Source organism: Burkholderia sp. ABCPW 14, from assembly GCF_001523835.1.
Lineage (GTDB): Bacteria > Pseudomonadota > Gammaproteobacteria > Burkholderiales > Burkholderiaceae > Burkholderia > Burkholderia mayonis.
Genome location: NZ_LOVS01000053.1, coordinates 19,256 through 32,059 on the forward strand (window position 1 = coordinate 19,256; position 12,804 = coordinate 32,059).

Here is a 12,804-nt window from a genome sequence, read left to right on the forward strand (position 1 = left end):
ACAATGGAGATTCGACGATGCGACTCATCAGTTGGAACATCCAATGGGGACGGCACGCCGACGGCACGGTCGACCTCGCTCGCACTGTCGACGCCGCCCGGCGGCTCGGCGACTTCGACGTGCTGTGCATGCAGGAAGTCACGCGCGGCTTTCGCGCGCTGCCGGGCGGCCCGTCCGACGATCAGTATGCCGAACTGGCCGCGCTATTGCCAGGCTACGTCGTGTTCGACGCGATCGGCGTCGATCTGCCGCCGCTCGAGCCGGGCGCGTCGCGCCGGCAATTCGGCAACGCGCTCGCGACACGGCTGCCCGTCGAGCGCGTGATGCGCCACGCGCTGCCGTGGCCCGCGAGCGCGGCCGCGCCATCGATGCCGCGCTGCGCGCTCGAAGTCACGCTGCGCGCGCCGCTCGGTGCGCTGCGCGTCGTCGTCACGCATCTCGAGTACTACTCGGCCGAGCAGCGGCTCGCACAGATCGACGCGCTGCGACGCCTGCATCGCGAGGCAGCCGCGCATACGCGTGCGAGCGCGCCGCCGGAGACGCCGACCGGCCCGTTCGCACCGTCGGCGCGCGCGGCCGACGCGATCGTCTGCGGCGACTTCAACAGCGCGTACCGCAGTGACGCATACCGGCGCTTTCTCGCGCCGTTTCCGGACGCGCCGCGCTTCGTCGACGCTTGGCTCGCGCGCCATCCGGGCGAGACGCCGCCGATGACGGCGGGCGTCTATGACACCGAGCAATGGAAGGAAGGGCCGCTCACGTGCGATTTCGTGTTCGTCACCGATACGCTCGTCGGCCGTCTGTCGCGCTGCGAGATCGACGGCGCAGTGCGCGCGTCCGATCATCAGCCGATCGCGCTCGAATTGAGCGACACGTAAGCACCGAAGCGCCGGTCGGCCGGCAGGCGGATGGAGGCGAACGGGAAGTGCGACGTCCGCCGCGCGGCGGACGTCCGGTCACGCGTCGAACGCGGCGAGGTATTCGGCCCAGTGCGGCGCGGGCTCCTGCACGAGCGAGTTCTTCACGAGCGCGATTTCTTCGGTGTATTCGGCGGGCGACAGGCCGCCGCGCATCTGCTGGAACCGGCAATACAGCAAGTACGTGTTCACGACGTCGGTTTCGCAGTAGTTGCGGATCTCTTCGATCCGCCCTTCCTGGAACGCCGTCCATACCTGGCTGCCATCCATCCCGAGCTTGCCCGGAAAGCCGCACAGCTTCGCGAGCGCGTCGAGCGGCGCGCTCGCGCGCGGCTGATAGAGCGCGAGCAGATCCATCAGGTCGAGGTGTCGCGTGTGATAGCGCGACAGGTAGTTGTTCCACTTGAACTCGCGATCATCCTCGCCCATGTCCCAGTAGCGCGGCGCCGCGACGCCGTGCACGAGTCCGCGGTAATGCAGCACCGGCAGATCGAAGCCGCCGCCGTTCCACGACACGAGCTGCGGCGTGTATTTCTCGATCACGCGGTAGAACGACTGGATCAGCGTCGCCTCCGGGTCGCCGGGCGTGCCGAGCGAACGCACGCGAAAGCCGGTATTGTCGCGAAACACGCACGAGATCGCCGCGATCCGTTGCAGATGATGCGGCAGGAAATCGCCGCCCGTCTTCTCGCGGCGCGCGGCGAACGCGTGCTCGGCCACGTCGGCGTCGGCGAGGTCGGCGGGCAGATCTTCAAGACGGCGAATGCCGTCGACATCGGGAATCGTCTCGATGTCAAAAACCAGAATCGGTGTCATTGATCAGTTACAGAACGGCGTCCTTGCGTACGCCGTTGGATGCGAAAAACCGCTTGAGCCGCACGAGCGCTTCCTGCTGGATCTGGCGGACCCGCTCGCGGGTCAGCCCCATCTCGTCGGCAAGCTCCTCGAGCGTCGCGGGTTCGATGTGATTGAGGCCGAAGCGCCGCTCGATCACGTGGCGGTGCTTGTCGGACAGGCGCGACAGCCACGCGCGCGTCAGCGTCTCCAGCTCGCGGTGCTGAACCTCCGCATCGGGCGACTGGCTCTGGTCGTCGGGCAGCAGATCGAGCAGGCTGCTCGCCGGATCGAGATCGAGCGGCGCGTCGAGCGACGCGGTGTGCTCGTTCAGCGCGAGGATGTCCGTGACCTCCTCGGCCGTCTTGCCGGTCAGATACGCGATGTCGTCGATGCTCGCCTCGCGGCGTTCGGCCGCCTCGCCCGTCGACATCGAGTTCTTCTCCAGGTGGCGCTTCGCGCGCAGCACCTGGTTCAGCTCGCGGATCACGTGCACCGGCAGCCGCACCGTGCGCGCCTGATTCATGATCGCGCGCTCGATGCTCTGGCGGATCCACCAGGTCGCGTACGTCGAGAAGCGGAAGCCGCGCGTGGGATCGAATTTCTCGATCGCATGCATGAGCCCGAGGTTGCCCTCTTCGATCAGATCGAGCAGCGGCACGCCGCGATTCAGATAGCCTTTCGCGATGCTGACGACGAGCCGCAGGTTCCGCTCGATCATCACTTGCCGCGCGTCGAATTCGCCCGCCTTCGCGAGCCGCGAATAGCGTTGCTCTTCCTCGACCGTCAGAAGCGGCTTCACGCTGATGCGGTTCAGGTAGTGCTGAATCGTGTCGGCGGTGAGCTCCGCCTGCAGAAGCGCCCGGAAGTCGTCGATATCGGGCGCCGCGTCGGCTGTGCCGCCGCGCTCTTCGCCCGAGTCGTCCGAATCCGCTTCTCGCGACTCGTAGTCGCGTTCGTTGTCGGCGACGTCTTCTTCCTCGTCCGTCGAAGCACCAGCACGCTCCACCGATGCTTGCGTGGCTCGACTGATTTTCTCAGACTCGGCTTGCGGCTCGTGGCGCTTCGATTTCGGCATGGTCGTCTCGTTTATTGAGGCGGCAAATACTTCAGCGGATCGACAGGTTTACCCTGCCGGCGAACCTCGAAATGCAGCATCACGCGGTCGGAATCGTTGCTACCCATCTCGGCGATCTTCTGGCCTTTCGTCACCGCGTCCCCCTCTTTTACCATCAAAGCGCGATTGTGTGCATATGCCGTGAGATAAGTTGCGTCGTGCTTGATGATAATGAGGTTGCCGTAGCCGCGCAGCCCGTTCCCCGCATAGACCACACGGCCGTCCGCGGCGGCCTTCACGGCCTCGCCGGCCGAACCGCCGATGTCGATTCCCTTGTTCTTCGAATCGTCGAACGTGTTCAACAGCGCGCCGCGCACCGGCCACGCGAACGACACGTTGCTGCTCGCGGCAGGTGCGCTCGTGTCGCTCGGCGCAGGCGCAGCAGGCGCGGAGCTCGCGCTGGAACCGGAGCCATAGATCGGAGGCACCGCGGCCGGGCCGCTGGAGAGCGGCGGCGTCGCCGCGCCGCCCGCGATCGGTGCGGCCGTCGTCGCGCCGCCTGCCGGCGGCGCGACGCGCAGCAACTGATCGACTTCGATCTGGTTCGGGTTCGTGAGGTTGTTCCACGCGGCGATGTCGCGATAATTCTGACCGTTCTCGAGCGCGATCCGATAAAGCGTGTCGCCTGGTTTCACCCGGTAAAAGCCCGGTGGCGGCGGCGGCAGCGGCGCGGCCGGCTGCGCCGCTGCCGTCGTGCCGAGCGAACCGGAACGGTCGACGACGGGCGCCTGGTCGAGCCGCGTCGCGCACGCGCCGAGCAGCGTGAAAGCCGCCACGCAAATCGCGCGCTGAGCGAGCGAGAGCGGAACCTTCGAACGATTGTTTTGCATCGCGCGCAGCATACTCATCGGTATCAAATCACTCCGGATTTTAAAGGGACAAAGAAAACGCGATCAAGCCGCGACTCGCGCCACTGCGCGGGTGCGACGCGCTCCACGAGCGTCAGCACCTGCTCGCCCGCCTGCTCGCCGACAGGCGCGACGAGCCTACCGCCGATCGCCAATTGTTCCAGCAGCGCCCGCGGTACGTCGAGCCCCGCCGCCGCGATCACGATCGCGTCGAACGGCGCCGCAGCGGGCAGGCCCACGCGTCCGTCGCCATAATGCAGGCGGATGTTCGGCACGCGCAGCGGCCGCAAATTCAGTTTCGCGCGCTCGTAGAGCGGCTTCACGCGTTCGATCGAATACACGTCGCGCGCGACGCGGCTCAGCACCGCGGCCTGATAGCCGCAGCCCGTGCCGATTTCGAGCACGCGCTCGAGCGTGCGGCCCGCCGCGGCAAGCTCGATCATTCGCGCGACGACCGACGGCTTCGAGATCGTCTGCTGATGGCCGATCGGCAGCGCCGCATCTTCATACGCCTGGGCCGCGAGCCCCGGATCGACGAACATGTGGCGCGGCACGGCCGCCATCGCGGCGAGCACACGCGGATCGGTCACGCCGTTCGCCTGCAGCCGTTCGACCATGCGCTCGCGCACCCGTTCCGAAGTGAGCGCGAGCGCGCCCGTCAGCGCGACGTTCGGCGCGGCGCTCTTGTCGCCGCTCTTCGCAGATGCGGGCGGCGCGCCCTTCGCGCCGCCGGGCGCACCCGACGCATGCTTCTTCGCGTGCGTAGCCTTCGCCTTCGGAACGGACGCGCCAGCGGCCCCCGTCGCACCGGCCGCGCGATACGTGCGCCGATCGGGCGTGAGCGCGGATGCCGCGGCGGGCGCCGCAGCCGCCGCGGCGGTGAGGCGCTGGCGGGCGGCGTCGCCCGTCGCCTGGCGCTCGGCCGCGCGCCCTTCGGGCTTGCGCGGCTCGCGCTTCAGGTCCTCGAGCGCGAGCGGAAACCGCTTCGCGCGCTCGCCGCTCATGAAGCGCCGCTCCCAGCCCGCGCCCAATCGCGCGTGGCTGCCAGCATCTGCGTGTGCGTGAGATCGAGCTGCAGCGGCGTGATCGACACGTAGCCCGCCTCGGTCGCGTGGAAATCGGTGCCTTCGCTCGCGTCGAGCGCCTCGCCCGACGCCCCGATCCAGTAGATCGGCTCGCCGCGCGGATTGGTTTGGCGAATCACCGGCTGCGATGGATGGCGCTTACCGAGCCGGGTCACGCGCCAGCCCTTCAGCTCGTCGTAAGGCAGGTTCGGAATGTTGACGTTCAGGAGCGGCTGGCCCGGCAGCGGATTGTCGAGATAGTGGCGAACGACCTCGGCCGCGACGCGCGCCGCATCCGCGAGATGCGCCCAGTCCTTGTGAACGAGCGAGAACGCGATCGCCGGCATGCCGAACATGATGCCTTCGGTGGCGGCGGCGACCGTGCCGGAATACAGCGTATCGTCGCCCATGTTCTGGCCGTTGTTGATCCCGGACACGACGAGGTCCGGCTTCGCGTCGAGCATGCCCGTCAGCGCGATGTGCACCGAATCGGTCGGCGTGCCGTTCACGTAGTAGAAACCCGTGGTCGCCGAGCGCGACACCGAGAGCGGACGCGACAGTGTCAGGGAATTCGACGCGCCGCTGCAATTCTGCTCGGGCGCCATCACCATGACCTCGGCGATCGGGCGCAGCGCTTCGTACAGCGCGGCGATGCCGGGCGCGAGGTATCCGTCGTCGTTGCTGAGTAGTATTCGCATCCGGCGATTGTAACCGAGGAAAGATTGCGCGAGAGCGACAGCCCGGCCGCCTCGCACGCAGCGGGCAACGGTGCGCGCGAGGCGCGCCGCGCGCGGCCTCGACGCTCAGATCGCGCGCTTCTCGCGCAGCGCGGCGATCGCCTGCGCGTCGTAGCCGAGCGCGCCGAGCACCTCGTCCGTGTGCTCGCCGAGCTCGGGGCCGAGCCAGCGCGTTTCGCCCGGCGTATCGGACAGCTTCGGCGTCACGTTCGGCAGCGGGATCTCCGCGCCGCCCGCGAGTTTGAAACGCTGGATCATCTGGCGCGCGACGAATTGCGGATCGGTGAACATGTCGGCGACGCTGTAGATCCGCGACGCCGGCACGTCGGCCGCGTTCAGCACCGCGAGCGCATCGTCGATCGTGCGCTCGGCGAGCCATGCGCCGATCGCCGCGTCGATCTCCCGCGTGCGCGGCACGCGGCCGTCGTTGCGCGCGAGCGCCGGGTCGGCCGCGAGATCGTCGCGGCCGATCGCCGTCATCAGGCGCTTGAAGATCGGATCGCTGTTGCCGCCGATCACGATGCTGCCGTCGCGGCACGGATACGTGTTCGACGGCACGATGCCCGGCAGCGACGCGCCCGTGCGCTCGCGCACGAGCCCGTAGACGCCGTATTCGGGCACGACGCTCTCCATCATGTTGAAGACGGCCTCGTACAGCGCGACGTCGACGACCTGCCCCGCGCCGCCGTTCGCGTTGCGATGATGCAGCGCCATCAGCGCGCCGATCACGCCGTGCAGCGCCGCGATCGAATCGCCGATCGAGATGCCGATGCGCGGCGGCGGCAGTTCCGGGTAGCCCGTGATGTGTCGCAGCCCGCCCATCGATTCGGCGATCGCGCCGAATCCGGGACGATCGCGGTACGGGCCGGTCTGCCCGTAGCCGGAAAGGCGCACCATCACGAGGCCCGGATTTTCCGCGGAGAGCACGTCGTAGCCGAGCCCGAGCTTTTCGAGCAGACCCGGGCGGAAGTTCTCGACGACGATGTCGGCTTCGCGCGCGAGGCGGCGCACGATCTCCTTGCCCTCGTCGGACTTCAGGTTGATCGTCACCGATTTCTTGTTGCGCGCCTGCACCGACCACCACAGCGACGTGCCGCCCGCCTCCGGATACAGCTTGCGCCACTTGCGCAGCGGGTCGCCGCCATCCGGATCTTCGATCTTGATGACTTCCGCGCCGAACTCGGCGAAGAGGCGCGCGGCGAACGGGCCCGCGATCAGCGTGCCGAGTTCGAGCACCTTGACGCCCGCGAGCGGGCCGTGGGTTGCGCTCATGTCGCTTCCTTGGATCGTTGAACGAAGCGCGGCGTTCGGCCGCGCGGTGCCGGCGTGCGCCGCCTAGATGGTGCGCCTGTCGAGCATCGCACGGGCGATCGTGCCGGCGTCGACATATTCGAGCTCGCCGCCCACCGGCACGCCGCGCGCGAGCCGCGTGACGGCTAGGCCGCGCGCCTTCAACGTCTGGCCGAGGTAGTGCGCGGTCGCCTCGCCTTCGTTCGTGAAGTTCGTCGCGAGCACGACTTCCTTCACGACGCCGTCCGATGCGCGGCGCACGAGCCGGTCGAAATGGATCTCCTTCGGACCGATGCCGTCGAGCGGACTCAGGCGGCCCATCAGCACGAAGTACAGCCCGCGGTAAGTCATCGTCTGCTCGAGCATGATCTGATCGGCCGGCGTCTCGACGACGCACAGCAGCGTCGGATCGCGCTCCGGATCGCTGCAGACCTCGCAGATCTGCGCCTCCGTGAACGTGTTGCACTTCTCGCAGTGCCTCAGATGCTCGGTCGCGAACAGGAGCGACCGTCCGAGCCGCTGCGCGCCCTCCCGATCGTGCTGCATCAGGTGGTACGCGATGCGCTGCGCGGACTTCGGTCCGACGCCCGGCAGCGCGCGCAGCGCTTCGACGAGCCCGGACAGCGCGGAAGGCGGCTTGATGCTCATGCGCAAACGGCGTCGACCAAACGGTTCATCGTCAGAACGGCAGCTTGAAGCCGGGCGGCAGCGGCAAGCCCGCCGTCATGCCGCTCATCTTCTCCTGCGACGTCGCCTCGGCCTTGCGCACCGCATCGTTGAACGCGGCGGCGACGAGGTCCTCGAGCATGTCCTTGTCGTCGGCGAGCAAGCTCGGATCGATCGACACGCGGCGCACTTCGTTGCGGCAGGTCATCGTCACCTTGACGAGCCCCGCGCCCGACTGGCCCTCCACTTCGACAAGGGCCAGTTGCTCCTGCATCTTCTTCATGTTTTCCTGCATCTGCTGGGCCTGCTTCATCAGCCCGGCGAGTTGGCCTTTCATCATGGACTTGCTCCTTCGTAATCGATTGCGAACGGGCGCGATCTTAGCGCCGGTTCATGAATATGGGAATCGGACGCGGGGAAGCGTCCGATTCGCGTCAATGCAGCGTCGGCGCGGCGCCGTCCGCAGCGCCCGCTTCCGGGCCGACGGGTCGGATCGAACCCTCGACGATGCTCGCGCCGAATTCGCGCAGCAACTGCTGGACGAACGGATCGCCGCTCATTTCCTGCTCGGCCTCGCGCTGCCGCTTCGCGCGCCCGGCGGCGGCGATCGCGGCCGCGGTGCGGCGCGCCGGCCCGACTTCGACCGAGACGTCGACCGGCTTGCCGAGCGCATCCGCGAGCGCCGCCTTCAGCTTCGAGACTTGCGCGGCATCCGCGTATTGCGGCACCGGCACGGCGAGCTTGAGCACGCCGCCGTCGACCGACGTCAGTTCGCTGTTGAACGCAAGCTGATAAGCGACGCCCTTGAGCGGCAGGCTGGCAGCGAGCGTCGGCCATTCGCCGTCGTAGCCGATCGCGTCGAGCGGAATTGCCTCCGGCAGCGGACGCGCGTCGACGGGCGGTGCGGGCGCCGGCTTCGGCGCGACCCGGACGTCGTCGGGACCGCTGTCGAATACCGGAACGAATCCGTCGTCGGGCGGGATGAAGCCGTCGTCCATCGAAAACGGCGCGTAGTCGTCAGGTGGGATGTCCTCCCACGGCGGCGGCGCGTTGCGCGACTCGGATCGCGCGTCCGCGCGCGCAGCGCCGTTCGGCGCCGCATCGCCTTGCGCCGAACGGGCGCGCGGCGTCGGCACCGGCACGCGCGGCGCGGACTTCGCCGCGGGTGCGGCAGCCGGCTCGGCCGAGCGGGCGGCGCCGGCGCCACGGCCGCGATCGGACGACACGCGCATGCCCGCGTTGCGCAGCACGTCGAGCGCCGCGGCCGCACCGGTCGCACGCGACGCGGATGCGGAAGCCGGCGCAGCGGGTGCGGCCGGTGCCGGCGCTTGCTCGGCTGCGGCAAGTGCCGGCTCCGCAGCGGTTTCAGCCGTCGATGCGGCGGCGGCAGGCGTGGCCGCGGCGATCGTCGCGACGGATGTCTGTTCGGGCGAAGCGGTCACGCGTGCGGCGGATTCGGATGCAACGCTCGGCTGCGAGTTCTCCGGCGCGCTCGACTCGGCGCGCGGCGCAGCGGAACGCGGCTGCGCGTCATCCGATCGAGCGCCGGCCGGGACATCCGCGTTCGCGGACGCGTCGTTCGTGGGCGCGTCGCCACTTCGCTCTGCGGCTGCCGGCTCAGCTTGCGCAGGCGGCAAGTCGGAGCGAGCCGCCGCCGCGCGAGCGCCAGCCGCCTTCGGCGCCTGCGCCGCAGCGGCGGTCGCGGCCAGCGCCGGCGATGCGCTGAGCGCCGCAGCCGCGCGCGCGTTCGACTTCGTCGCCGCGCCGCTCGCCTGAGCCGGCAAGCCGCCGCCTGGCGCGCCGCCGCCCGTCGTCGCGGGTTCGAACGCGAGCATCCGCAGCAGCGTCATCGTGAAGCCCGCGTATTCATCGGGCGCGAGACCGAGCTCGCCGCGCCCGATCGTCGCGATCTGATAATAGAGTTGCACCTGCTCAGGACTCATCAGTTCGGCGAAGCGGCGCAGATCGGCCGCTTCCGGCCATTCGTCGAGCACCGACGCCGGCGCGAACTGCGCCCATGCGATCCGGTGCAGCAGGCTCGCGAGATCCTGCAGCGCGGCCGAGAACGACAGGCTGCGCAGCGCCATCTCGTCGGCGACGGCAAGGATCTGCGGACCGTCGGCCGCGGCGAGCGCATCGAGGAGGCGCACCATGTAAGTCTGGTCGAGCGTGCCGAGCATGCCGGACACGGCGGTTTCCGTCACTTCGTTCGCCGAATACGCGATCGCCTGGTCGGTCAGCGACAGCGCGTCGCGCATGCTGCCTTGCGCGGCGCGCGCGAGAAGACGCAGCGCCTGCGGCTCGAACGCGATTGCTTCTTCGCCGAGAATCCGTTCGAGATGCGACACGATGTGCCCGGCCGGCATCTGCTTCAGATTGAACTGCAGGCAGCGCGACAGCACGGTGACGGGGATCTTTTGCGGATCGGTGGTCGCGAGGATGAACTTGACGTGCGGCGGCGGCTCCTCGAGCGTCTTCAGCATCGCGTTGAACGCGTGGTTCGTCAGCATGTGCACTTCGTCGATCATGTAGACCTTGAAGCGCGCATCGACGGGCGCGTACACCGCGCGCTCGAGCAGCGCGGCCATTTCGTCGACGCCGCGATTGCTCGCCGCGTCCATTTCGACATAGTCGACGAAGCGCCCTTCATCGATTTCGCGGCACGCGCGGCACACGCCGCACGGCTGCGACGTGACGCCCGTCTCGCAATTGAGCGCCTTCGCGAAGATGCGCGACAGCGTGGTCTTGCCGACGCCGCGCGTGCCTGTAAATAGATAGGCGTGATGCAAACGCCCGCCGTCGAGCGCGTGCGTGAGCGCCCTGACGACGTGCTCCTGGCCGACGAGCGAAGCGAAATCCTTCGGACGCCACTTGCGTGCGAGAACTTGATAGGTCATCGGGAAATTGTATCAGCAACGCTGCGCCGCGCCGACAGGTTGAACGCCGCAAAGCACGCGCACATCGGGGCCGGTTGGGAAGCGAAAGGAAAGGGAGGAAAACGGAAGAACGCAAGCGGGAAATACAAGCGAAAGGTGACGAGCCCGACCCTCGGCACTGGCGGAAAACGGCTGTGGCTGCTTCGTTCCCGACCTGACCAGGTTGACCGCCCCACCATGCGAGGAGGCCCGTCACGGCGCATTCTAGCATCGCTTCGCGCGCGGCGCGACCGTTATTCGCATACGAGACGGCAAACCGCGCCATTGCCGACGTCGATCCGCGCTTTCCCGAACGCGCCGCCGCCCGATCCTTGCCCGCCTCTTGCAATTCGCCGCGCCGCGCCCATTTGATGCACACGCGGGCGGCGAGCCGGATGCGCATCCCCCCTATTCGCGCAGCGGCTACTATCGCCGTCAACAGCGGATAGCAATTTAGGCTAATATGACGCCCGAATGACCCGCGAGCCGCGGCATGCAGCGCTCACGCTCTTCTTTTCGCAAGAGCGTAGCTTCCTGCCCCGGCGACCGGCAAAGCCCGAGGGCAGCCGGCGCAGGCAGTCCCCGAACCGAAAGAGGTATTGACCCAATGAGCGAACAGATCAAACACATCAGCGACGCATCGTTCGAGCAGGACGTCGTCAAGTCCGACAAGCCGGTCCTGCTGGACTTCTGGGCCGAGTGGTGCGGTCCGTGCAAGATGATCGCCCCGATCCTCGACGAAGTCGCGAAGGACTACGGCGACAAGCTGCAGATCGCGAAGATCAACGTCGACGACAACCAGGCGACGCCCGCGAAGTTCGGCGTGCGCGGCATCCCGACGCTGATCCTCTTCAAGAACGGCGCGGTCGCCGCGCAGAAGGTCGGCGCGCTGTCGAAGTCGCAACTTACCGCGTTCCTGGACAGCCATCTCTAAACGGATACACTGCGGCGCATGTGTTGTCAGCCGACAACACATGCGCCGCGAAATCCGCCGATCGGTCGCTCAAGCCCGAATCGGCCTATGCTAGAATTAAAAACGTCGACAAGACGCACATAAGTCTCTGAGCGCTTCCGCTCGCCCTCCTCCCTATATCTTTCGTCGCATCTCCTCCCTGGCGGGATCTCCGTATGCATTTATCCGAGCTCAAGTCTCTGCACGTCTCCGAATTGATCGAAATGGCCAATGGCCTGGAGATCGAAAACGCGAACCGCCTGCGCAAGCAGGAGTTGATGTTCGCCATTCTCAAAAAGCGCGCCAAGACGGGAGAAACGATCTTCGGCGACGGCACGCTCGAAGTGCTGCCGGACGGTTTCGGCTTCCTGCGCTCGCCGGAAATGTCGTACCTCGCGAGCACCGACGACATCTACATCAGCCCGTCGCAGATCCGCCGCTTCAACCTGCACACCGGCGACACGATCGAAGGCGAAGTCCGCACGCCGAAGGACGGCGAGCGCTACTTCGCGCTGGTGAAGGTCGACAAAGTCAACGGGCAGCCGCCCGAGGCCTCGAAACACAAGATCATGTTCGAGAACCTCACGCCGCTGCATCCGAACAAGCCGCTGTGGCTCGAACGCGAAATGCGCGGCGAGGAAAACGTCACGGGCCGCATCATCGACATGATCGCGCCGATCGGCAAGGGCCAGCGCGGCCTGCTCGTCGCGTCGCCGAAGTCGGGCAAGACCGTGATGCTCCAGCACATCGCGCACGCGATCAAGCAGAACCACCCGGACGTGATCCTGTTCGTGCTGCTGATCGACGAGCGTCCTGAAGAAGTGACCGAAATGCAGCGCTCGGTCGCGGGCGAAGTGATCGCGTCGACGTTCGACGAACCGGCCACGCGTCACGTGCAGGTCGCCGAAATGGTGATCGAGAAGGCCAAGCGCCTCGTCGAAATGAAGCACGACGTCGTGATCCTGCTCGACTCGATCACGCGTCTCGCCCGCGCGTACAACACCGTGATCCCGGCATCGGGCAAGGTGCTGACGGGCGGTGTCGACGCGAACGCGCTGCAGCGTCCGAAGCGCTTCTTCGGCGCGGCGCGCAACATCGAGGAAGGCGGCTCGCTGACCATCATCGGCACCGCGCTGATCGAAACCGGCAGCCGCATGGACGACGTGATCTACGAAGAGTTCAAGGGCACCGGCAACATGGAAGTGCACCTCGAGCGCCGCCTCGCGGAAAAGCGCGTGTATCCGTCGATCAACCTGAACAAGTCCGGCACGCGTCGCGAGGAAATGCTGATCAAGCCCGAGATCCTGCAAAAGGTCTGGGTGCTGCGCAAGTTCATCCACGACATGGACGAAGTCGAAGCGATGGAATTCCTGCTCGACAAGATCCGCCAGACGAAGGGCAACGCAGAATTCTTCGATCTGATGCGCCGCGGGGGCTGACGCCCGCTCGCTCGCATGCCGCAGC

The 12,804-nt window shown here is 67.3% G+C and carries 12 protein-coding genes and 1 other RNA gene; 3 read left to right on the forward strand and 10 right to left on the reverse strand.

The features are described from left to right. Nucleotides 1-17: 17 nt before the first annotated feature. Nucleotides 18-878 carry an endonuclease/exonuclease/phosphatase family protein gene (locus WS62_RS07065; RefSeq protein ID WP_066569462.1) on the forward strand — a complete coding sequence of 287 codons (861 nt, stop codon included), beginning with the start codon at nucleotides 18-20 and terminating at the stop codon, nucleotides 876-878. A 78-nt stretch (nucleotides 879-956) separates the two neighbouring features. On the opposite strand, the gene WS62_RS07070 is transcribed toward WS62_RS07065, so the two are convergent. From WS62_RS07070 to ffs, 10 genes are all read right to left on the reverse strand, one after another. After that, the gene (locus tag WS62_RS07070) at nucleotides 957-1,733 is read right to left on the reverse strand and encodes a 3'-5' exonuclease (protein ID WP_066569464.1); all 777 of its coding nucleotides are present in this window, start codon (nucleotides 1,731-1,733) and stop codon (nucleotides 957-959) included. Between the two features lie 7 nt (nucleotides 1,734-1,740). After that, the gene (gene rpoS / locus WS62_RS07075; protein WP_066493756.1) at nucleotides 1,741-2,829 is read right to left on the reverse strand and encodes an RNA polymerase sigma factor RpoS; all 1,089 of its coding nucleotides are present in this window, start codon (nucleotides 2,827-2,829) and stop codon (nucleotides 1,741-1,743) included. A gap of 11 nt (nucleotides 2,830-2,840) precedes the next feature. Next, nucleotides 2,841-3,710, reverse strand: a complete 870-nt coding sequence (locus WS62_RS07080; RefSeq protein WP_059598645.1) for a peptidoglycan DD-metalloendopeptidase family protein — start codon at nucleotides 3,708-3,710, stop codon at nucleotides 2,841-2,843. 11 nt (nucleotides 3,711-3,721) lie between these two features. Further along, nucleotides 3,722-4,720, reverse strand: a complete 999-nt coding sequence (locus WS62_RS07085) for a protein-L-isoaspartate(D-aspartate) O-methyltransferase (protein ID WP_066569583.1) — start codon at nucleotides 4,718-4,720, stop codon at nucleotides 3,722-3,724. Next, on the reverse strand, nucleotides 4,717-5,478 hold the full coding sequence (surE, locus tag WS62_RS07090; RefSeq protein ID WP_066493754.1) for a 5'/3'-nucleotidase SurE: 762 nt from the start codon (nucleotides 5,476-5,478) through the stop codon (nucleotides 4,717-4,719). Before surE ends, WS62_RS07085 begins: the two co-directional genes overlap by 4 nt. A gap of 105 nt (nucleotides 5,479-5,583) precedes the next feature. After that, nucleotides 5,584-6,789, reverse strand: coding sequence for a CaiB/BaiF CoA transferase family protein (locus WS62_RS07095; protein ID WP_066569466.1), 1,206 nt, complete (start codon nucleotides 6,787-6,789; stop codon nucleotides 5,584-5,586). A 63-nt stretch (nucleotides 6,790-6,852) separates the two neighbouring features. Continuing rightward, nucleotides 6,853-7,455: a recombination mediator RecR gene (gene recR, locus WS62_RS07100; protein ID WP_082720775.1), complete on the reverse strand. Its 603-nt coding sequence runs from the start codon at nucleotides 7,453-7,455 to the stop codon at nucleotides 6,853-6,855. Between the two features lie 31 nt (nucleotides 7,456-7,486). Continuing rightward, entirely contained in the window at nucleotides 7,487-7,813 is a 327-nt protein-coding gene (locus tag WS62_RS07105) for a YbaB/EbfC family nucleoid-associated protein (RefSeq protein WP_059469738.1), read from the reverse strand. A gap of 94 nt (nucleotides 7,814-7,907) precedes the next feature. After that, nucleotides 7,908-10,370: a DNA polymerase III subunit gamma/tau gene (locus WS62_RS07110; RefSeq protein ID WP_066569468.1), complete on the reverse strand. Its 2,463-nt coding sequence runs from the start codon at nucleotides 10,368-10,370 to the stop codon at nucleotides 7,908-7,910. 134 nt (nucleotides 10,371-10,504) lie between these two features. Further along, nucleotides 10,505-10,603, reverse strand: an RNA gene (gene ffs / locus WS62_RS07115) — signal recognition particle sRNA small type. 392 nt (nucleotides 10,604-10,995) lie between these two features. Here ffs and trxA point away from each other — a divergent pair. After that, complete coding sequence (gene trxA / locus WS62_RS07120; RefSeq protein WP_009890789.1) at nucleotides 10,996-11,322, forward strand: thioredoxin TrxA; 327 nt, start codon at nucleotides 10,996-10,998, stop codon at nucleotides 11,320-11,322. Nucleotides 11,323-11,516: 194 nt separating this feature from the next. Further along, entirely contained in the window at nucleotides 11,517-12,779 is a 1,263-nt protein-coding gene (gene rho / locus WS62_RS07125; RefSeq protein ID WP_066493751.1) for a transcription termination factor Rho, read from the forward strand. Nucleotides 12,780-12,804: the final 25 nt, after the last annotated feature.

Excerpts from the sequence above, each read along its gene's own strand:
- WS62_RS07085 (WP_066569583.1), bottom strand. The coding sequence starts at position 4,720 with ATGAGCGGCGAGCGCGCGAAGCGGTTTCCGCTCGCGCTCGAGGACCTG.
- surE (WP_066493754.1), bottom strand. The coding sequence starts at position 5,478 with ATGCGAATACTACTCAGCAACGACGACGGATACCTCGCGCCCGGCATC.
- WS62_RS07105 (WP_059469738.1), bottom strand. The coding sequence starts at position 7,813 with ATGATGAAAGGCCAACTCGCCGGGCTGATGAAGCAGGCCCAGCAGATG.
- WS62_RS07095 (WP_066569466.1), bottom strand. The coding sequence starts at position 6,789 with ATGAGCGCAACCCACGGCCCGCTCGCGGGCGTCAAGGTGCTCGAACTC.
- rho (WP_066493751.1), top strand. The coding sequence starts at position 11,517 with ATGCATTTATCCGAGCTCAAGTCTCTGCACGTCTCCGAATTGATCGAA.
- WS62_RS07080 (WP_059598645.1), bottom strand. The coding sequence starts at position 3,710 with ATGCTGCGCGCGATGCAAAACAATCGTTCGAAGGTTCCGCTCTCGCTC.
- trxA (WP_009890789.1), top strand. The coding sequence starts at position 10,996 with ATGAGCGAACAGATCAAACACATCAGCGACGCATCGTTCGAGCAGGAC.
- WS62_RS07065 (WP_066569462.1), top strand. The coding sequence starts at position 18 with ATGCGACTCATCAGTTGGAACATCCAATGGGGACGGCACGCCGACGGC.
- WS62_RS07070 (WP_066569464.1), bottom strand. The coding sequence starts at position 1,733 with ATGACACCGATTCTGGTTTTTGACATCGAGACGATTCCCGATGTCGAC.
- recR (WP_082720775.1), bottom strand. The coding sequence starts at position 7,455 with ATGAGCATCAAGCCGCCTTCCGCGCTGTCCGGGCTCGTCGAAGCGCTG.
- WS62_RS07110 (WP_066569468.1), bottom strand. The coding sequence starts at position 10,370 with ATGACCTATCAAGTTCTCGCACGCAAGTGGCGTCCGAAGGATTTCGCT.
- rpoS (WP_066493756.1), bottom strand. The coding sequence starts at position 2,829 with ATGCCGAAATCGAAGCGCCACGAGCCGCAAGCCGAGTCTGAGAAAATC.